The organism is Alkalihalobacterium sp. APHAB7 (assembly GCF_048323755.1).
Taxonomy (GTDB): domain Bacteria; phylum Bacillota; class Bacilli; order Bacillales; family Bacillaceae_F; genus Alkalihalobacterium.
The window spans coordinates 97,380-118,741 of the sequence record NZ_JBLWFS010000002.1 but is presented as its reverse complement, the minus strand read 5'-3'; the positions used below and the strand labels follow the sequence as shown (position 1 = coordinate 118,741).

The following is a 21,362-nucleotide window of genomic DNA, read 5'->3' as shown; positions in this document are numbered from 1 at the left end:
TCCTTTCACCTCCCTGATGCAACCTTCACAACAGTGAATAAGTACAACAAACAGCATTCTATCAAAAACCATGAATAATTGCAATAGAAGAATGAAAAGCTTCTTCACGGGAAACCTATTTTCAAAAGGAACACTACTAGTGTGTGTTGAAAAAGGAGGACAAAAAGATCCAAGAAGTTCAAGGAAGCGCAGTCTCTGAGCACTGGAGCGTATGGTGTTGATACGTGAAGCGAGGAAGAGCAAGCTAACGAAGAAATTCGAAAGAGATTTTTCCCGGACTTTTTGAACAACCTTTACTAGTGTGTGTTGAAAAAGGAGGATTCTCTGTGGCTGAAAAAGATTTAGACATAAGTAAATATAACGTCCGAACAGACTTAGCGGTAGAGGCTCATGAACTTGTTCAGGAAGAAGAACAAAAAAAGGCTCCTGCCAAAGAAAAAAGAACAATTGAAGGTGTTGTTGTTAAAGAAAGAGAACAAGAAGGTGTAAAAATAACTAGAGTAGAAATCACAGACCAAGGTGCTGAGAGATTAGGTAAAAAAGCTGGTAGGTACTTAACGTTTGAAACACAAGGCATACGAAAAAAAGATACAGCACTTCAAGAAAAAGTGGAAGCTGTCTTTGCACGAGAATTTAATTTATTTTTGGAAGAGCTTAATATTACTAGAGATTCGAGTTGCCTTGTTGTCGGGCTAGGAAATTGGAATGTGACGCCAGATGCTTTGGGACCGATTGCAGTAGAAAATCTACTCATTACTAATCATTTATTTGCGTTGGCACCAGAACAGGTAGAAGACGGCTTTCGTCCAGTTAGTGCCATCGCACCTGGTGTAATGGGGATAACTGGAATTGAAACAAGTGACATTATCCACGGTGTTATTGAAAAAACAAAACCTGATTTTGTCATCGCGATTGATGCATTAGCTTCTCGTTCGATTGAAAGAGTCAATACAACGATACAAGTTTCTGACACAGGCATTCACCCTGGAAGCGGAGTGGGCAATAAACGTAAAGAGTTAAGTCAAGAAACATTGGGAATTCCTGTTATTGCCGTTGGTATTCCTACTGTAGTAGACGCAGTTTCGATCACGAGTGATACGATTGATTTTGTTTTAAAACATTTTGGCAAAGAAATGAAAGAAGGAAATAAACCTTCGAGAGCTTTAACTCCTGCAGGAATGATGTTCGGTGAAAAGCGTCAGTTGACGGATGAAGATTTACCAGATGAGTCAAAGCGCCAGACCATTTTAGGAATGGTAGGTACGTTAGAGGAAGAAGAAAAGCGCCAGCTCATTCGTGAAGTGTTAGCACCGCTAGGACATAATTTAATGGTCACACCAAAGGAAATCGATGTATTTATCGACGATATGGCAAATGTACTTGCAATGGGACTTAATGCAGCACTCCACGGCGAAGTGGATCAAGATAATGTTGGGTCTTATACGCATTAAGCGGATTGTAAATGGATTACAGACCCTTAATGCTTATCAACTACAAAAAGTTGCTTCTTCATAGAAGCAGCTTTTTTACTATTTAAAGTTATTGAATAAAACAAACGTTCTTCATCCATGTGAAGGACACTACCCTTACATTTCAAACCTGAAATGTCCCTCATCAGCACAATGAAGGACACTACCCTCCCATTTCAAACCTGAAATGTCCCTCATCAGCACAATGAAGGACACTACCCTCCCATTTCAAACCTAAAGTGTCCTTCATCAGCACAATGAAGGACACTTCCCTTACATTTCAAACCTGAAATGTCCCTCATCAGCACAATGAAGGACACTACCCTCACATTTCAAACCTGAAATGTCCCTCATCAGCACAATGAAGGACACTTCCCTTACATTTTAAACCCGAAATGTGCTTCATCAGCACAATGAAGGACACTTCCCTTACATTTCAAACCTGAAATGTCCCTCATCAGCACAATGAAGGACACTACCCTTACATTTCAAACCTGAAATGTCCTTCATCAGCACAATGAAGGACACTTCCTCAACATTTCTAACCCGAAATGTCCCTCATCATCTATGAAAACCACTCCGTATAAATTTTTCACTTGTTTTTTCCTTTATCACTTTAAGCGTATGCGAATGTTTCTTCACGAAAACGGAAAGCTTTTTTAGTTCTATTCAAGACAGCTTGTACATAGATTGTGATAAGAGTAATCGAAAGGGTGGGAGTATGAGGAGAAACCGATTCCATGGTTTGACCATCTCAATAAATAGGACAAGTCTTAGAAAAATTGCCGTTTTTATTATTGTTGGTATTATCGCCGTTTTTATATTTACAGGCATGTTAACATCCATTGATCCAGGATACGGCATGGCCTCTTCTACGGTTCATAGTTGGACAACTCAAGTTACTGGAGAAAACCTCGTTTACTTAATGGGGATGGAAAATAGATATTTTCAACAGGCGTTGCCTGAAGAAAGCGAACCTCCTAATTTGTCTAGTATCGCATTTGAACTGGCGACGAGTATAAACCCCGATGACCCGAGGAGTTTGTTGGGGAGGGAGTTACCCGGATTTGCATTGTTTGATGGGAATATCGTCGTTGCCGGTGAAGGTTCAGATTACACGAATATGCCCATTGAGTCAGCACCGCCAATGGAAGTGTTAATGGCAGAACGAGAAGCGGCAACAACTTCTTTTGATGGGTTGGACAAGCCGACAGATCAAGCGCAACCTGAGATGACAACAGGTGACCGAAAAGTGGTTCATATTATTCATTCGCATACAAGAGAGTCGTTTTTACCAGAGTTAAAGGGTGTAACAAATCCGAACGAAGCATGGCACTCTGAAGTCAATATTTCACTTGTTGGTGAGAGATTAGGGCAATCTTTAAGAAATCACGGCATAGGGACGGATGTCGATCGTACTGACATTCAAAGCGTATTGAATGAACGTGATTGGAAATATCATCGATCGTACGAGGCGTCAAGAGAATTTGTGAAAGAAGCAATGGCTAATAATGATCAATTAGACTTTTTCTTCGATTTACACCGTGACTCTTTATTAAGAGATAATACGACAGTTACGATTAATGGTGAACATTATGCACGAATATACTTTGTCATTGGAAGAGATAATCGAAACAATGAACGAAATAAGAAATTAGCTCAAGACTTACACCACCGACTTGAGAAAAAATACCCTGGTTTAAGCCGCGGGGTTGTAGAAATGGGTGGAATAGGCAGAAATGGCGTCTACAATCAAGACTTACACGAGAATTCAATATTGATAGAGTTTGGTGGAGTTGAAAACTCAGTGGAAGAAAACTTCCGATCAGCGGATGCCTTTGCTGAAGTATTTAGTGAATTTTACTGGGAGCAAGCAAAAGTATCAACAGAGTAACGTCAGCAAATATAAAACCGGAAAAGATGAGGAGGAAGAGGGATGACCAAATTTTTGCTTAAAACATTTTTTGTACTAACGATCTTATTGTTTGGAGTTGTCTTTGGAATTCACCAAGCAAATGAAGGAACATTAAGCCTGTTTGGCAAAAAGGAAGCAGAACAGACGGTCACGGCACCTTCCTCCCCGTCAATTGAAAAACAAGAAGTGAGAGATGAGAAGAAAACCGTACCACCACCTGAAAACGAGCAGTCTACACAAGAACGAGTAAAAACAACCCAAGAATTACAAGAGAAACAGCAACTCGCTGCGGATGTCGGTGCTTTTAATTTTTATTCTGAGCTCGGTTCAAATATAGGAGAACTACTAGAACTAATCGTTTACCATACCGTTTCAGCCATTACAGGAATTATTCACGGTTGGCTCAACAATTAACGAATAATCAATAAACTTCTGTCTATATAGGCAGAGGTTTTTATTTTTTTACCCTCCAGATCACTACGGTTATTGAAGGAAGAGCAACACATTGGTATAATCAAACTTAGTGCATATAGGAGTGATAATGACTATGAATAAAGAACAACGTTTAGCGCGCAGATCGAAAATTAGAAACTTTTCGATTATTGCTCATATCGATCATGGAAAATCAACGTTAGCGGACCGAATTCTAGAGAAGACGAGTGCGTTAACGCAACGCGAAATGAAAGAACAAATTCTCGACTCGATGGATTTAGAACGTGAACGTGGAATTACAATAAAATTAAATGCTGTACAGCTTACTTATAAAGCAAGCGATGGCGAAGAGTATATTTTTCACCTGATTGATACACCAGGACACGTCGACTTTACGTATGAGGTCTCACGAAGTTTAGCGGCGTGTGAAGGGGCTCTGCTTATCGTCGATGCAGCTCAAGGAATTGAAGCTCAAACACTTGCGAATGTTTATCTAGCTTTAGATAATGACTTAGAGATTTTACCAGTCATTAACAAGATTGATTTACCAAGTGCTGAGCCTGAACGAGTGAAAAAAGAAGTAGAAGATGTCATTGGTTTGGATGCTTCTGATGCTGTTCTTGCGTCTGCCAAAAATGGCATTGGGATCGAAGAAATTTTAGAGCAAGTAGTAGAAAAAGTACCAGCACCAACTGGGGATCCTGAAGCACCATTAAAGGCATTAATTTTTGACTCTTTGTATGATTCGTATCGTGGTGTTATTGCGTATATCCGAATTATTGAAGGTACGGTTAAGCCTGGTCAAAAGGTTCGAATGATGGCAACAGGGAAAGAGTTTGAAGTAAATGAAGTTGGAGTATACACGCCGAAACCAACTCGTCGCGATGAATTAACTGTTGGTGACGTAGGTTTCTTAACAGCTTCAATTAAGAATGTAAGTGACTGTCGTGTCGGTGATACCGTTACACTTGCAGATAATCCTGCTGATGCTGCGTTACCTGGTTACCGTAAAATGAACCCAATGGTATTCTGTGGTATTTATCCTATTGATACAGCAGATTATAATGATTTACGTGAAGCGTTAGAGCGTCTCCAATTAAATGATGCGTCTTTACAATTTGAGCCGGAAACGTCGCAAGCTTTAGGCTTTGGTTTCCGTTGTGGTTTCTTAGGGTTACTTCACATGGAGATCATCCAAGAGCGTATTGAAAGAGAATTTAATATAGACCTTATAACGACAGCGCCTAGTGTTGTGTATTCCGTTTACCAAACAGATGGAGAAGTATTAGAAATTGATAATCCATCGAAAATGCCGGATCCACAAAAGATTGAGCGAATTGAAGAGCCTTATGTTAAAGCAAAAGTGATGGTGCCAAACGATTATGTTGGTGCGGTTATGGAGCTTTGCCAAGGCAAGCGCGGTATTTTTATCGATATGCAATATTTAGATGAAAACCGAGTATCCATCGTTTATGATATTCCGTTGTCTGAGATCGTTTATGATTTCTTTGATCAATTAAAATCAAATACAAAAGGCTATGCTTCGTTTGATTATGAGTTAATTGGCTATAAGGAATCGAAACTAGTGAAGATGGATATCCTATTAAATGCTGAAAAGGTGGATGCCTTATCGGTCATTGTTCACCGTGATTCTGCTTACGATCGTGGAAAAATTATCGTTGAGAAGTTAAAAGAACTTATTCCGCGACAACAATTCGAAGTGCCTGTTCAAGCAAGTATAGGGCAAAAGATTATTGCACGTTCAACGATTAAAGCAATGCGTAAAAACGTTTTAGCGAAATGTTACGGGGGAGATATTTCTCGTAAACGTAAACTTCTTGAAAAGCAAAAAGAAGGTAAAAAGCGTATGAAGAGTGTTGGTAGTGTAGAAGTACCGCAAGAAGCATTTATGGCCGTATTGCGTATGGACGATTCGAACCCTTCGAAATAACTGGATTTACTAACTTATAGACTAAGCAAAACCGCAGGCCTAAAAATCCTGCGGTTTTTTACCACCTAAGAAAGTTTTTTCGATTCCTAGGTGTAATTTTGATCAAGAACGATAACTAATGAATAAGAGAGATGACATTGTGTGTTCTAATGTCTTTATCTTTTCATAGAAAGTAGGAAGACCATGCCGACAGCGATTTACGTTCACATTCCTTTTTGTGAACACATTTGTCATTATTGTGATTTTAATAAAGTATTTTTACAGGGACAGCCCGTCGATGAATATATTCAAGCTCTCGATAGCGAACTAGCCGATGCAGCCGATAAGTATTTAACTGAACCGATTCAGACGATTTATATCGGGGGAGGAACACCGACCGCTCTATCCGCGCAACAATTAGAGAAGGTGCTATCTAGTTTGCATAATCGCTTTTCGCTAACCCACCGATTAAAAGAATGGACGGTTGAGGTAAATCCAGGTGGAGTGAATGAAGACCAGCTGAATGTTTTACGAGATTATGGCGTAAATCGATTAAGTATTGGGGTCCAGACATTTGACTCGCTCCTATTAAAGAAAATTGGACGAACCCATCAGCCTGAAGATATTTATAAAACCATTGAGCGAGCGAGACAAAAAGGGTTTAACAACTTAACGGTGGACCTTATGTTTGGACTACCGGAACAAACAATGGAAGCATTCGACGATACTTTAAAAAAAGCTTTTTCATTAGAAATTGAACATTTTTCTGCTTACTCGTTGAAAGTTGAAGAAAAGACGGTTTTTTATAATCTTTTAAGAAAAGGAAAACTGCCTCTTCCTACAGAAGATGAAGAAGCCGTTATGTATGAACGATTGATTGAACAAATGAACGTGCATGGATACAATCAATATGAAATTAGTAATTTTGCAAAGCCAGGTTATGAAAGTAAGCACAATATCATTTATTGGAATAATGAAGAATATTTTGGAATGGGTGCAGGTGCACACGGGTATATCAACGGTGTCCGCTACGCGAATATTGGACCGGTGCAAAAATATATCCAATCTATAACGGAGAAGAAACAAGCAAGATTTGAGGCTCACAAACTGAGTAAGAAAGAGCGGATGGAAGAAGAAATGTTTATGGGGTTGAGGATGCTCGAGGGAGTTTCTAAGCAAAGGTTCTTTGAACGGTATGGAGTACAGTTAACAGATGTGTATCAGAAGCAAATTGAACAATTAGTAGCACGTCAATTAATTGAAGTTACACAAGACCGAGTAAGCTTAACAAGAAAAGGTGTTTTCTTAGCCAATGAAGTTTTTGAACAATTTTTAGTGGTAGAGTAGTGTCTACTAGTTGACAAAAAATGACCTTTTTGATAATTTTATTTTAGATTTAGCACTCGATACATTAGAGTGCTAACAGAGGTGATTTGGGATGTTGACAGAACGACAATTTTTAATTTTGCAAGCAATAGTTGATGATTACATTCGTTCTGCAGAGCCAGTCGGTTCACGCAGCATTTCAAAACGTGAGGACGTTGAGTACAGTGCAGCGACCATTCGTAACGAAATGGCTGATTTAGAGGAACAAGGCTATATAGAGAAGCCTCATAGTTCTGCTGGACGAATACCGTCGCACAAAGGGTATCGCTATTATGTTGATCACATGTTAATGCCTCACCGTTTGACTGGTGAAGAAATCGAAAAGGTAGAAACGCTTTTTTCTAGTAAGAAAGAAGAAGCTGAACAAGTTATTCAACAGTCAGCAAAAATATTGTCACAAGTTACGAGTTATATTTCCATCGTACTCGGTCCTGAAATGTTTGAGGCTTCTTTAAAGCATGTACAAATTATTCCACTTTCAGATCGGAAAGCTGTTTTTATTCTCGTGACCGACACAGGCCATGTTGAGAACTTTTCGATTAAAATTCCAGAGGGGATGAACCCTTCGGAAATGGAAAAAGTCGTTAATATCTTAAATGACCGCTTAAAAGGTGTACCGCTCTATCAATTAAGGGAAAAATTAAATAATGAAGTGGCTATTATTTTTAAAGAGCATCTATACAACCACAAAGCCATTTTACAAATGTTTCAGACAACGTTTCAAACCGATAGGAATGATAAAGTGTTTTATGGTGGGAAAACCAATTTACTAACTCAACCAGAATTTCGCGATGTAGAAAAAGTTAGACACCTGATGAACATTTTAGAAGAGGATACACTCGTTCAGCAAATTTTCCGTTCAGAGTCCTCAGGAATCCAAGTAAAGATTGGTCATGAGACAAATATGGATGCTTTAGAAAACTGCAGTATTATCACAGCATCCTACTCAATTGGTGGAAAACATATGGGAACGGTAGGGATCCTTGGACCCACAAGGATGGAATATCGTCGAGTCATTGGACTCGTTGATTATATTTCTAAAGATTTAACGAAATTATTAACTCACTTGTATCAAAGAGGGTAGGAATGGTAATATTGACAATTAGTTGTGGGGACGTTTTCCCCACAGCTAAAAAGTCATGTCATTCTAATATATGACTTTATAAATACGGGAGGTGAACAGGTTGGAACAGGAAAAAAATCAAACTGAAACAATAGTTGAAGAACAAACTTCTGAACAAGTAAATGAACAACCTGAAAGTGAAGTTGAACAAACGGAAGTGACTGAAGAACTTTCGGAAGAACAACAAAAGGTACATGGACTAGAGCAACAAGTTGCTGAGTTAAACAGTCGTTTGTTACGTATTCATGCCGACTATGATAATTTCCGCCGTCGTACAAAAGAAGAAAAAGAAGCGGCTGCAAAATATAGAGCACAAAGTCTAGTAGAAGAACTATTACCCGTACTAGATAACTTTGAGCGAGCTTTAGCGGTAGATCCAGCCAATGAAGAAACGAAAACGTTACTTCAAGGCATGGAAATGGTTTATCGCCAACTTCAAGATGGACTGCAAAAAGAAGGCGTGGAAGTCATTGCATCTGTTGGACAAACATTTGACCCACACTTACACCAAGCAGTTATGCAAGTTCAAGAAGATGGACACGAGCCGAATACAGTCGTAGAAGAATTCCAAAAAGGATATAAATTAAAAGACAGAGTGATTAGACCGTCAATGGTTAAAGTGAACGGTTAATGCATTTAATGCACTACATAAAAGAACTTAAATAAAATTGAATTGATTCGAATGGAGGAGTTACAAAATGAGTAAAGTTATCGGTATTGACTTAGGTACAACAAACTCGTGTGTTGCTGTAATGGAAGGTGGAGAAGCGGTTGTTATTCCAAATGCAGAAGGAAACCGTACGACGCCTTCAGTAGTAGCGTTCAAAGATGGTGAGCGTTTAGTTGGGGAAGTAGCAAAGCGTCAAGCAATCACGAACCCAAACACAGTTATTTCAATCAAACGCTTCATGGGTACAGATCATAAGGAAGAAATTGAAGGTAAACAATTTAGTCCTCAAGAACTTTCAGCGATCATCCTACAAAAATTAAAATCAGATGCGGAAAGCTATTTAGGTGAGACTGTAACAAAGGCAGTAATTACAGTACCAGCTTACTTCAATGACGCTCAACGTCAAGCGACTAAAGACGCTGGTAAGATTGCGGGTCTAGAAGTTGAACGTATTGTAAATGAGCCAACAGCAGCAGCACTTGCTTATGGCCTTGAAAAAGAAGAAGATCAAACGATCCTAGTATATGACCTTGGTGGTGGAACATTTGACGTTTCTATCCTTGAGCTAGGTGATGGTTTCTTCGAAGTTAAAGCAACTTCTGGTGACAACAAACTTGGTGGAGATGACTTTGACCAAGTAATCATTGATCATTTAGTAGAGCAATTCAAAAAAGACAATGGAATTGATCTTTCTCAAGATAAAATGGCTATGCAACGTTTAAAAGACGCTGCTGAAAAAGCGAAAAAAGATCTTTCAGGTGTAACACAAACACAAATTTCATTACCATTTATTACAGCTGATGCGACAGGTCCTAAACACTTAGAGCTAAGCTTAAGCCGTGCTAAATTTGAAGAGTTATCTGCTGATCTAGTAGAACGCACATTAGGCCCAACTCGCCGTGCTCTTCAAGATTCAGGTCTTTCTGCAAGTGAAATCGATCGTGTTGTCTTAGTAGGTGGTTCGACTCGTATTCCTGCAGTACAAGATGAAATTAAAAAGCTTACAGGAAAAGATCCGCATAAAGGTGTAAACCCAGATGAAGTAGTTGCTCTTGGTGCAGCAGTTCAAGCTGGTGTATTAACTGGAGACGTTAAAGATGTGGTTTTACTTGACGTAACACCGCTATCACTTGGTATTGAAACAATGGGTGGCGTATTTACTAAACTAATTGACCGTAACACAACGATCCCAACAAGTAAGTCACAAACGTTCTCAACAGCAGCTGATAACCAAACAGCCGTTGATATCCATGTTTTACAAGGTGAGCGTGAGATGGCTGCATACAATAAAACATTAGGTCGTTTCCAATTAACAGATATTCCTCCAGCTCCACGTGGTGTTCCGCAAATCGAAGTATCATTTGACATCGATGCAAACGGAATTGTAAACGTAAGAGCGAAGGACTTAGGAACAAATAAAGAGCAATCAATCACGATCACTTCTTCTTCTGGTTTATCAGATGATGAAATCGAAAAAATGGTGAAAGAAGCAGAAGCGAACGCTGAGGATGATAAGAAGCGCCGTGAAGAAGCTGAACTTCGTAACGAAGCAGATCACTTAGTATTTACGACTGAAAAAACGTTAAAAGATCTTGGTGATAAAGTAGAGCAAGCTGAAATTGACAAAGCAAACGAAGCAAAAGATAAAGTGAAAACAGCATTAGAAGGTACTGATCTTGATGCGATCCGTACGGCAAAAGATGAGCTTCAAGAAGTAGTTCAACAGCTTTCAACAAAACTTTATGAGCAAGCAGCTCAAGCTGCACAACAAGCACAAGGTGAAGCAGGAGCTGAAGGTGCTGGCGCACAACAAGCCGATGAGAATGTTTTTGATGCAGATTACGAAGAAGTAAATGATAACGACAAGAAATAACAGTCTTTAGATACTTCTATTGAAAAAAGTCAAAGTCAGGCTTTCTTGGCTTTGGCTTTTTACATCTAATTAGGCACTCGTTTTAAAATGGAGGGATAAAATATCTAGATTGGAATTTGTCTAACCTTTTTGAACGACACCTAATGTGGTATGATTACTGTTATGTAAAAAAATCGGGAGTGGATAGGATGAGCAAGCGAGATTTTTATGAAGTGCTTGGAGTCGACAAGAACGCTTCAGAAGATGAAATTAAGAAAGCCTACCGAAAATTAGCACGTAAATATCATCCAGACGTTAATAAAGCCGCGGATGCGGAGGAAAAGTTTAAAGAAGTGAAGTCTGCCTATGATACGTTAAGCGACTCACAAAAAAGAGCGCACTACGATCAATTTGGTCACACAGATCCAAACCAAGGTTTCGGTGGCGGCGGAGCTGGTGATTTCGGCGGTTTTGGGGATATTTTTGATATGTTCTTTGGAGGAGGCGGCGGTGGACGTAGAAATCCAAACGCTCCTCGACAAGGTGCTGATTTACAATATACGATGACGATCGATTTTAAAGAAGCGGTATTCGGTAAAGAAACTGAAATCGAAATTCCTCGTGAAGAAACATGTTCAACGTGTACAGGGTCTGGGGCTAAACCGGGAACGAAACCTGAGACATGTTCGCACTGTGGAGGAAGCGGTCAATTAAACGTAGAACAAAATACGCCATTTGGTCGAATTGTTAATCGTCGTGTTTGTAATCATTGTAGCGGAACGGGTAAATTTATTAAGGAAAAATGTTCAACATGCCGTGGAGAGGGTACAGTAACTAAGCGTAAAAAGCTTAAAGTTCGCATTCCAGCAGGTATAGATCATGGTCAACAAATTCGTCATACGGGTCAAGGAGAAGCTGGGGTAAATGGTGGGCCTCCTGGAGACTTATATATTGTATTTAACGTTAAACCTCATGAGTTCTTTACTCGTTCAGGTGATGATATATATTGTGATATGCCAATAACATTCGTTCAAGCTGCACTTGGCGATGAAATTGAAGTACCGACATTAGAAGGAAAAGTGAAGTTGAAAATTCCTGCAGGTACGCAAACGGGATCAAGTTTCCGCTTAAGAGGAAAAGGTGTACCAAACATTCATGGTCGTGGTCAAGGAGATCAGCATGTGAAAGTTAAAGTGATTACACCGAAAAACTTATCAGACAAACAAAAAGATTTATTACGAGAGTTTGGTAAACTAAGTGGGACTGAGGTCGATGAACAGCACGATAACTTTTTTGCAAAAGTGAAGCGAGCTTTTAAGAGTTAATTTTAATTAAGAATTTGGATGGAGTTGGTAGTTTTGAAATGGACAGAATTTAGTATTCATACAACACAAGAAGCAGTTGAACCAGTAAGTAATATTCTTCATGAAGCTGGAGCAAGTGGAGTAGTCATTGAAGATCCTCATGATTTAATCAAAGATTGGGGCGTCCATCTCGGCGAAATCTACCAACTCTCTCCTGATGATTATCCAGAAGAAGGGGTAATAGTCAAAGCGTATTTCCCAGTTAATAGTTTTTTAGCAGAAACGGTTGATGAAGTAAAAGAGGCGATTAATGGACTGCTTTTATATGATATCGATTTAGGTTATAACAAAGTGACTTTACATGAAGTAAAAGAAGAAGATTGGGCAACAGCATGGAAAAAGTATTACAAACCCGTTAAAATTTCTAATTCTATTACAATTAGTCCAACTTGGGAAGAATATAAACCAGTGCGTGAAGATGAATGTGTCATTGAACTAGATCCTGGAATGGCGTTTGGAACCGGTACACATCCAACTACAGTTCTTTGTGTCCAAGCTATAGAGAAGTATATTCATGATGGCGACGCAGTAATTGATGTTGGTACGGGTACTGGTGTGTTAAGTATCGCTGCCGCAAAACTTGGGGCAGGTAGAGTCATTGCCTTAGACTTAGATGAAGTTGCTGTTGAAAGTGCCAAGTTAAATACGGAACTTAATAAAGTAGATGATGTCGTTACAGTTAAACAAAACAACCTCATTGAAGGAATTGAAGGACAGTACGATGTAATTGTTGCTAATATTCTAGCTGAAATCATCGTCCGATTCGTCCAAGATGCGGCAAGGGTACTTAAACCAGGTGGAACCTTTATTACTTCAGGGATTATTCAACGAAAGAAAGTAGACGTTAAAGAGGCGCTTCTTTCCCATGGATTTGAAATTGAGGAAATATTAGAAATGGAAGATTGGGTAGCTATCATTGCAAAAAAGGTGTAAAATAAACACTACCATAGTAGGGGAATACTCTCCTCTTAAGTAGTAATAATTAGGTGAAAATGATGCAAAGATATTTTGTTGCAAAAGAACAAATGAATGATCATATGGTACTCATACACGGTGAAGATGTGAAACATATTACTCGAGTCATGCGTATGACTGAAGGTGACCAAATTATTTGCAGCAATAATTTTGATCGAATCTGTTTATGTGAAATTGAACGTTTCGAAGATGATCAAGTGGTCGCATTAATTGTTGAAGATCTTTCGAGTGAAAGTGAGCTTCCGGTGAATGTTACAATTGCTCAAGCTCTTCCAAAAGGAGATAAGCTTGATTATGTCATACAAAAAGGAACTGAGCTCGGTGCAGCTCAGTTTATTCCTGTTCAAGGTGAGCGCTCTATCGTCAAATGGGATGGAAAAAAAGAAGGTAAGCGAATTGAACGGCTAAGTAAAATCGCCAAAGAAGCTGCAGAACAGTCGCACAGAAGTCGTATTCCTGTGATCGAAAACCTTCATACTTTAGAACAATTAATAGAGCGTAAGCACGAGTTTGACCACCTCTTATTTGCTTATGAAGAAGAGGGAAAGTTGGGTAATCATAGACAGTTGGCTAACGTTTTTTCGAAAGCGGAAAGCAGTGACTCTTTATTATTTGTAATTGGACCAGAAGGAGGCTTTTCTGAAGCGGAAGCCGTTAAACTTCGTGAAGCTGGTTTTATTCCTACGAGTCTAGGTCCAAGGATTTTACGAGCAGAAACAGCACCTATGTATATTCTTTCAGCTGTTTCGTATTATTTTGAATTAGAGAGGTGAGATCAATGCCTACAGTTGCATTTCAAACATTAGGTTGTAAAGTGAATCACTATGAGACAGAAGCGATCTGGCAACTATTCAAAGCGGATGGGTATGAAAAAGTAGACTTTGAAAAAACAGCCGATGTTTATGTTATTAATACATGTACGGTTACGAATACAGGAGATAAGAAAAGCCGTCAAGTCATTCGTCGAGCGATACGGAAAAATCCAGATGCGGTTATTTGTGTAACGGGATGCTACGCTCAAACGTCTCCAGCAGAAATTATGGCGATTCCTGGTGTAGATATCGTAGTAGGGACACAGGATCGTACAAAAATGCTAGATTATATCGATCAATTTACAAAAGAACGTGAGCCTATTAATGGTGTAAGTAATATTATGAAAACACGTGTATACGAGGAACTCGATGTTCCAGCTTTTACTGATCGTACGCGTGCATCATTAAAAATTCAAGAGGGCTGTAATAATTTCTGTACGTTCTGTATTATTCCTTGGGCACGTGGCTTGATGCGTTCACGTAACCCAGAAGAGGTTATTAAACAAGCAACACAGCTAGTAAACGCAGGTTATAAAGAAATCGTCTTAACAGGAATTCACACGGGTGGATATGGCGAGGATTTAAAAGACTACAGTCTAGCACGTTTACTTGAGGACTTAGAAAAAGTAGAGGGCTTAAAACGGATTCGTATTTCATCAATCGAAGCAAGTCAAATTACGGACGAAGTGATCGATGTGATTGACCGTTCAACAAAAGTTGTCCGCCACCTTCATATTCCACTTCAATCAGGTTCGGATACGGTCCTAAAAAGAATGCGCCGTAAATATACAATGGAGTTTTTCGGTGAGCGCTTAGACCGTTTAAAAGAAGTACTTCCTGGATTAGCAGTAACATCTGATGTGATTGTCGGTTTCCCTGGAGAAACAGCAGAAGAGTTCCAAGAAACGTATGACTTTATTGCAAAACATAAGTTCTCTGAGCTCCATGTTTTTCCGTATTCAAAACGAACAGGCACGCCAGCTGCACGTATGGAAGATCAAGTCGATGAAGATGTAAAAAGTGAACGAGTTCACCGTTTAATTGAGTTGTCCAATCAGTTGGCGAAAGAATATGCTTCTCAATTTGAAGGAGAAGTATTAGAAGTCATTCCAGAAGAAATGGATAAAGAAACAGCAGATAGCGGGATGTATATCGGTTATTCAGATAACTATTTAAAAGTAAAATTCCCTGCAACTGAAAGTATGATCGGGCAAATTGTGAAAGTGAAAATAAAAAAAGCCGGTTATCCATACAATGAAGGTGAGTTTGTACGTATCGTAGAAGGTCAAGATCAAGCCGTTGTTACCGGATAAAGATTAAAAAGACTAACTTTACTAGTTTAGTGTCATATAGTAAAAATAGATACTAGCTTTAATGGGTATACTATATTTGCTAATAAAAGGACACTTTAACGTAGAGTTGGTCTTTTTTGTTGTGTTTTTTAGCGGGCATAATGAATTTTAAAATCGTGAACACTTATAGGAAGGCCGTTTTATTTCCTGAAAAAATGAGCCCATCTATAGTACTAATCGATAGCGCTTGCACAATTTTATACTCCTATGCTAGGATTGAAGAGGTACGTACAAGTAAATTGAGAGTGAGGAATACATAATGAGTGAAAAAATCGCTGAAATGATCGATCATACATTACTTAAAGCAGAAACGACAAAGGAGCCAATTATTCAGCTTTGTCAAGAAGCGAAAGAATACAAATTTGCATCAGTTTGTATAAATCCAACATGGGTAAAAACGGCTTACGAGCATTTAAAAGATACACCAGAAGTGAAGGTGTGTACGGTTATTGGGTTTCCGCTCGGAGCAAGTGCATCTGTAGTCAAAGCTTTTGAAACGACAAAAGCAATTGAGGACGGTGCGACTGAAGTTGATATGGTCATCAACATTGGCGCCCTTAAAGATAAAAATGACCAACTCGTTGAGGCTGACATTAAGGCTGTAGTTGAAGCGGCAAAAGGAAAAGCTTTAACAAAAGTAATTATTGAAACAAGCTTACTAACGGATGAAGAAAAAATTCGCGCATGTAAGCTGGCAGTGCAAGCTGGAGCGGACTTTGTAAAAACATCAACAGGGTTTTCAACAGGCGGTGCTACCGTGGAAGATATTCGCCTCATGCGAGAAACTGTCGGACCTGATATTGGAGTAAAAGCTTCAGGCGGCGTTAGAGATCGTCAAGGTGCGTTAGCTATGATTGAAGCTGGTGCCACTCGAATTGGAGCAAGTGCTGGTATCGCTATTGTGAATGGTGGTCAATCACAATCTGATTACTAGAACCTTGAGTAATTTCAGGGAATTAGGGTGGAAATGCAGAAGGCAATTTTTGCGGGACTCACAGGACCTTATTTCCTTAAAATCCACTCTATTACAGCTGTTAGGGCAGTGACAGGCCCTTATTTGCTATAAATATAGTGTCATGAGCTTATTTTTTGTGAAATAAGGGCTTCTGAGTGCCCTAAACTGTAAAAGTCACTGCTTTTGACACAAATAAGGGCCTCTGGAGTCCCTAATGCTAATCTTCTTATCTCATTTGTTTATAGAGGTGCTCATCAACACCATGTTGATGAGCACCTCTATATTATGTGATACCCAAATTTCCCAATTCATCAGTTCTTTCTGCCATGTACAAAAATAATAAACTTCGCATACCAATGCACAAAAGGAAGAAGCACTAACGAAGAAATGATATTAAATATAGTACTTGCATGGGCGAGTTGTAAGCTTGGTAAATGCGTTAAGGAACTTGCGACCTCACTTAACCATCCGATGAATGGAAAGAATAATACGACTCCTAATAAATTTAACCAAATGTGTGCAAAAGCAACTAGCCTAGCAGAATGATTTGCCCCGATACTAGCTAAAAATGCACTAAAGCATGTACCGATATTCGCACCTAACATAATTGCAATTCCAGAAGTCAGTCCAAATATCTCATCATTCATAAATCCCATAGCAATTGCAGTAGTTGCCGTACTCGATTGAATAATAGCTGAAAAGACGGCACCTAACCCAATTCCAAGTAGTTCACTATTATTCGTCCAAGTAAAAAAGGAATGAGCGAATGGCAAAGATGAGAGCGGAAATGCGAGACCTTCTAAACCGTGCATGGCTACAAAAATACACCCTAGACCAAACGAAATACATCCGAGGAAATACGTAATCTGGTTCTTTAAAAAGATTAAGAAAACCCCGATCAGTAATAATGGCATGATAAATGATGAGAGGTCGAAGGCTAACATTTCTAATGTTAGACAAGTCCCAATGTTAGTTCCAAGTATGATCCCGATAGACTGTTTGAAAGTTAGGATTCCAGCAGCGACAAGACCAACGGCCATAATCATAACGGCTGAACTACTTTGGAGAATTGCGGTAATTCCAGCACCTAACAATAAACCTTTCCACGGGCTATCCGTCATTTTTTCTAATATATACTTGAACCGATCCCCTGCTAAATTATGAAGACCTGCTCTCATAATCGTCATGCCAAATAGGAATAAGGCGATAAAAACAATGAATAAAGTGAATAATTCTCTATGAGTCATAAAATCACCTCTATTACATCCTATGGACAAGAGGATACAAGCATGACAACTTCATGATTTTAATAATTTACTCTTGAATATTCTGAAAATATAGTCTAATATAATACAAGAATAAGTATTTTCAAGAAGTCATATATTTTTTTATCTCTAACATACTAACCGGTTAGTGAGTTAGAAAAATCCATTTTGGAGGGGTATATTATGAATTTCGATTTTAGTCCGAAGGTTCAGGAGTTACAAGCAAAGTTAACTGATTTTATGAACGAAGTTGTGTACCCGAATGAAAAGGCTTACAAAGAGCAACTTGATCAACAAGAAACACGTTGGAGTGCCATTCCGCCAGTGATGGAGGAAATGAAGAAAAAAGCTAAAGAAGCTGGCCTATGGAATTTATTTTTACCAGAAAGTGAACATGGTGCTGGTCTTACAAATTTAGAATATGCTCCATTGTGCGAAATTATGGGACGTTCTTTTATTGCACCTGAAGTTTTTAACTGTGCCGCTCCTGATACAGGGAATATGGAAGTCCTTGTTCGTTACGGAAAAGAAGAACATAAGGAGAAATGGTTAAATCCACTTCTAGAAGGTGAAATACGTTCTGCGTTTTGTATGACAGAACCAGACGTTGCCTCTTCAGATGCGACAAATATACAAGCAGAAATTCGCAGAGATGGAGATGAATATGTAATTAACGGAAGAAAATGGTGGTCGTCTGGTGCAGGTGATCCTCGTTGTAAAATTTTGATCGTAATGGGGAAAACAGATCCTAATGCACCGAGGCATGAACAACAGTCAATGATCCTAGTACCAATGGATACACCAGGAGTCAATGTCCTACGTATGCTTCCTGTATTCGGCTATGATGATGCGCCTCATGGACATGCGGAAATTGAGTTTAAAGATGTTCGTGTACCTGCTTCTAACATTCTTTGGGGAGAAGGAAAAGGATTTGCGATTGCTCAAGGTCGATTAGGTCCTGGAAGAATTCACCATTGCATGCGAACAATTGGAGCTGCTGAACGAGCATTTGAATTGATGTGTAAGCGTGCCAAGGAGCGTGTCGCTTTTGGAAAATCGATAGCTGAGCAAGGAGTAGCAAGAGAAGCTATCGCAAATTCAAGAATTGAAATTGAACAAGCCCGTCTTCTTACACTAAAGGCAGCTTATATGATGGACACGGTTGGTAATAAGGTAGCGAAAAAAGAGATTGCGATGATTAAAGTTGTTGCACCTCAAATGGCTCTAAACGTAATTGATCGAGCAATTCAAATACATGGAGGCGCTGGTGTAAGTGAAGACTTCCCACTTGCCTATCAATATGCAGGAATTCGTACACTTCGATTAGCTGATGGTCCAGATGAAGTTCATAGAGAATCCATTGCCAAACTAGAATTAAAAAATTTTTAATTGGAGGTTCTGTAAAATGAGTAAGAGTTGGTTACCTTTATACCATGAAAATATTAGTGAACAATCTAACATTGAAGATAAATCTCTAACTAACTTATTTGAGGAAACGGTGAAAAAGTATCCTCAAAATACAGCATTAACCTTCTATCATCTAACTTGGACATATGAAAAAACATATGCAATTGTTGAAAAGCTAGCCTCAGCTCTAGCAGCTAGCGGTATGAAAAAAGGTGATCGCCTTGCTATTATGTTACCGAATTGCCCGCAATACGTATTCTCGCTTTTTGCAACGTTTAGAGTAGGCGGTATTGTTGTTCAAGTAAATCCTATGTATGTTGAACGAGAGTTGGAGTATATATTACAAGATTCTGATGCAGAGTATATGGTCATTTTGGCTGATTTGTATCCACGCCTTAACAATGTCCGTAAAAAGACTTCATTAAAGAAAGCGATCGTTGTCGGTTTACAACCAGGAGTTGAAGTGGACCTTCAAGGAGATGACATTCTTTTTGATGATTATGTAGCTCAAAGCCACCCAACAGTGCCATCGGTTACCATCGATCCAGCTGAAGATATTGCAGTACTTCAATATACAGGTGGAACGACAGGGGTATCTAAAGGGGTTATGCTAACTCACCTTAATTTCATCTCAAATATCGAACAAACTTACGATTTCATGTACAAAGTACTCGATGAGTTTCCAAACAATGCAAAAGTAGTGAATGTTCTACCGATGTTCCATATTTTCAGTTTAACGTGTGTCAATTTCTTATGTGTTCGTCACGGTGGAAATCAAATCTTACTGCCTCGTTTTGAAATGCAAGAGGTACTTGAAACGATTAAGAAAGAGCAGCCTTTCCAATTTGCTGGTGTTCCAACGATGTATGTAGGATTTAATGCGGTCGGACAATACGATGTATTTGGTCTTGATCAAATTAAAAGCTATGTAAGTGGCGGGTCTTCTCTTCCAGTAGAAGCGCTTGAGCAGTTTGAAAAAGGAACAAATACGCAGATTTGTGAAGGGTTTGGTCTTTCTGAAGCTTCACCAGTAACTCATTTTAACCCATCTTTTAGAGAACGTAAGGCAGGAAGTATTGGTATTCCATTACCAAGTACAGATGCTAAAGTGGTTCGTGTAACGGAAAATGGCTTTGAAGAAGCTCCTGTCGGCGAAGTAGGAGAATTAATTATTAAAGGTCCACAAGTGATGAAAGGGTATTGGAAAAAGCCTGAAGCTACTGCTGAAACAATTAAAGACGGTTGGTTATATACTGGTGACTTGGCACGAATGGATGAGGATGGCTATTTCTACATCGTTGATCGTAAGAAAGATATGATCATTGCTAGTGGATATAATATTTATCCTCGTGAAATTGAAGAAGTGCTGTATCAACATCCAGATGTTCAAGAGGTTATTGTACTTGGTATTCCTGATCCATACCGCGGTGAAACCGTTAAGGCATATGTAACACTAAAGGGAGGATCACCGCTAACAGAGGAAGAGCTAATTAAATTCTCTCAATCTTATTTAGCAGCTTATAAGGTACCAAAATTTATTGAATTCCGAGATGAATTACCAAAATCTGCGGTAGGAAAACTATTAAAACGCAAACTAAGAGACGAAGAGTTAGAAAAAATTAAAGCACCAAAGTAATAGATGAACAGAACAATAGAGAAAGAGGCGATAAAAAGATGAACGTTCTAGATTTATTTAAATTAGATGGAAAAACAGCCATCGTTACAGGTGGTGGTCGAGGACTTGGAGCACAAATGGCTGAAGCTTTTGCAGAGGCTGGAGCCAATGTTGTCGTTTGTTCTAGAAAGCTCGAAGCTTGTGAAGAAGTAAGTAAAGAATTACGCGAAAAAGGTGTTCGATCGATCGCATTCCAATGTGATGTCACGAATCCAACAGAAGTCCAAGATGTAGTGGATGGGACTCTTGAGGAATTTGGTTCGATTGATATCCTCGTTAACAATAGTGGAGCTACTTGGGGGGCACCAGCAGTTGAAATGCCGTTAGAAGCATGGAACAAAGTAATGAATGTTAATGTGACAGGTACTTTCCTAATGTCCCAAGCAGTTGGTCGCGAAATGATTAAACAACAATCTGGAAAAATCATTAATATCGCATCTGTAGCCGGACTTGGCGGTGCTGATCCTCGTGTGATGGATACGATCGGGTACAACGCTAGTAAAGGTGCTGTAATAACATTTACAAAAGACTTAGCAACAAAATGGGGTCAATATAACATTAACGTAAATGCGATCGCACCAGGATTTTTCCCTACAAAAATGTCTCAAGGTTTATTAGATCAAGGATCAAAATTAATTTTAGAAGGTACACCGTTAAATCGCTTTGGTAGCGATTATGACCTTAAAGGGGCAGCTTTATTTTTAGCATCAAATGCCTCGAACTTCGTAACTGGCGATATTCTTATTGTTGATGGTGGAAGCCACGCAATGTAACAAAAAA

The 21,362-nt window shown here is 39.1% G+C and carries 17 protein-coding genes; 16 read left to right on the top strand and 1 reads right to left on the bottom strand.

The genetic code is table 11. The annotated features are described in order from the left end of the window. Window positions 1–326: 326 nt before the first annotated feature. The 13 genes from gpr to deoC all read left to right on the top strand — a co-directional run bounded on the left by gpr (window position 327) and on the right by deoC (window position 16,214). Window positions 327–1,451: a GPR endopeptidase gene (gene gpr, locus ACNSTQ_RS02930; protein WP_418198355.1), complete on the top strand. Its 1,125-nt coding sequence runs from the start codon at window positions 327–329 to the stop codon at window positions 1,449–1,451. A 739-nt stretch (window positions 1,452–2,190) separates the two neighbouring features. Then, entirely contained in the window at window positions 2,191–3,363 is a 1,173-nt protein-coding gene (gene spoIIP / locus ACNSTQ_RS02925; RefSeq protein WP_418198354.1) for a stage II sporulation protein P, read from the top strand. Between the two features lie 42 nt (window positions 3,364–3,405). Beyond that, the gene (locus tag ACNSTQ_RS02920; protein WP_418198353.1) at window positions 3,406–3,798 is read left to right on the top strand and encodes a DUF3679 domain-containing protein; all 393 of its coding nucleotides are present in this window, start codon (window positions 3,406–3,408) and stop codon (window positions 3,796–3,798) included. A 133-nt stretch (window positions 3,799–3,931) separates the two neighbouring features. Further along, window positions 3,932–5,767, top strand: a complete 1,836-nt coding sequence (gene lepA / locus ACNSTQ_RS02915) for a translation elongation factor 4 (protein ID WP_418198352.1) — start codon at window positions 3,932–3,934, stop codon at window positions 5,765–5,767. Window positions 5,768–5,950: 183 nt separating this feature from the next. After that, on the top strand, window positions 5,951–7,093 hold the full coding sequence (gene hemW / locus ACNSTQ_RS02910; protein WP_418198351.1) for a radical SAM family heme chaperone HemW: 1,143 nt from the start codon (window positions 5,951–5,953) through the stop codon (window positions 7,091–7,093). Window positions 7,094–7,184: 91 nt separating this feature from the next. Continuing rightward, entirely contained in the window at window positions 7,185–8,216 is a 1,032-nt protein-coding gene (gene hrcA / locus ACNSTQ_RS02905; protein ID WP_418198350.1) for a heat-inducible transcriptional repressor HrcA, read from the top strand. A 100-nt stretch (window positions 8,217–8,316) separates the two neighbouring features. After that, window positions 8,317–8,886 carry a nucleotide exchange factor GrpE gene (grpE, locus tag ACNSTQ_RS02900; protein WP_418198349.1) on the top strand — a complete coding sequence of 190 codons (570 nt, stop codon included), beginning with the start codon at window positions 8,317–8,319 and terminating at the stop codon, window positions 8,884–8,886. A 67-nt stretch (window positions 8,887–8,953) separates the two neighbouring features. Continuing rightward, entirely contained in the window at window positions 8,954–10,798 is a 1,845-nt protein-coding gene (gene dnaK / locus ACNSTQ_RS02895) for a molecular chaperone DnaK (protein ID WP_418198348.1), read from the top strand. 188 nt (window positions 10,799–10,986) lie between these two features. Next, window positions 10,987–12,102 carry a molecular chaperone DnaJ gene (gene dnaJ, locus ACNSTQ_RS02890; protein WP_418198347.1) on the top strand — a complete coding sequence of 372 codons (1,116 nt, stop codon included), beginning with the start codon at window positions 10,987–10,989 and terminating at the stop codon, window positions 12,100–12,102. Window positions 12,103–12,135: 33 nt separating this feature from the next. Continuing rightward, complete coding sequence (gene prmA / locus ACNSTQ_RS02885) at window positions 12,136–13,074, top strand: 50S ribosomal protein L11 methyltransferase (protein ID WP_418198346.1); 939 nt, start codon at window positions 12,136–12,138, stop codon at window positions 13,072–13,074. A 62-nt stretch (window positions 13,075–13,136) separates the two neighbouring features. Then, window positions 13,137–13,889, top strand: a complete 753-nt coding sequence (locus tag ACNSTQ_RS02880) for a 16S rRNA (uracil(1498)-N(3))-methyltransferase (protein ID WP_418198345.1) — start codon at window positions 13,137–13,139, stop codon at window positions 13,887–13,889. Between the two features lie 5 nt (window positions 13,890–13,894). After that, the gene (gene mtaB / locus ACNSTQ_RS02875) at window positions 13,895–15,241 is read left to right on the top strand and encodes a tRNA (N(6)-L-threonylcarbamoyladenosine(37)-C(2))-methylthiotransferase MtaB (protein WP_418198344.1); all 1,347 of its coding nucleotides are present in this window, start codon (window positions 13,895–13,897) and stop codon (window positions 15,239–15,241) included. A 298-nt stretch (window positions 15,242–15,539) separates the two neighbouring features. After that, window positions 15,540–16,214, top strand: a complete 675-nt coding sequence (gene deoC, locus ACNSTQ_RS02870) for a deoxyribose-phosphate aldolase (protein ID WP_418198343.1) — start codon at window positions 15,540–15,542, stop codon at window positions 16,212–16,214. Between the two features lie 332 nt (window positions 16,215–16,546). On the opposite strand, the gene ACNSTQ_RS02865 is transcribed toward deoC, so the two are convergent. Then, a complete protein-coding gene (locus tag ACNSTQ_RS02865; protein WP_418198342.1) occupies window positions 16,547–17,482 on the bottom strand; it encodes a Na/Pi symporter in 936 nt (311 codons plus the stop codon). A gap of 201 nt (window positions 17,483–17,683) precedes the next feature. Here ACNSTQ_RS02865 and ACNSTQ_RS02860 point away from each other — a divergent pair, with 201 nt between their 5' ends. The 3 genes from ACNSTQ_RS02860 to ACNSTQ_RS02850 are packed head-to-tail and all read left to right on the top strand — an operon-like array spanning window position 17,684 to window position 21,355. Beyond that, on the top strand, window positions 17,684–18,889 hold the full coding sequence (locus ACNSTQ_RS02860; RefSeq protein WP_418198341.1) for an acyl-CoA dehydrogenase: 1,206 nt from the start codon (window positions 17,684–17,686) through the stop codon (window positions 18,887–18,889). A 16-nt stretch (window positions 18,890–18,905) separates the two neighbouring features. Then, a complete protein-coding gene (locus ACNSTQ_RS02855; protein WP_418198340.1) occupies window positions 18,906–20,543 on the top strand; it encodes a long-chain-fatty-acid--CoA ligase in 1,638 nt (545 codons plus the stop codon). Between the two features lie 38 nt (window positions 20,544–20,581). Next, on the top strand, window positions 20,582–21,355 hold the full coding sequence (locus tag ACNSTQ_RS02850; protein WP_418198339.1) for an SDR family oxidoreductase: 774 nt from the start codon (window positions 20,582–20,584) through the stop codon (window positions 21,353–21,355). Window positions 21,356–21,362 lie beyond the last annotated feature (7 nt).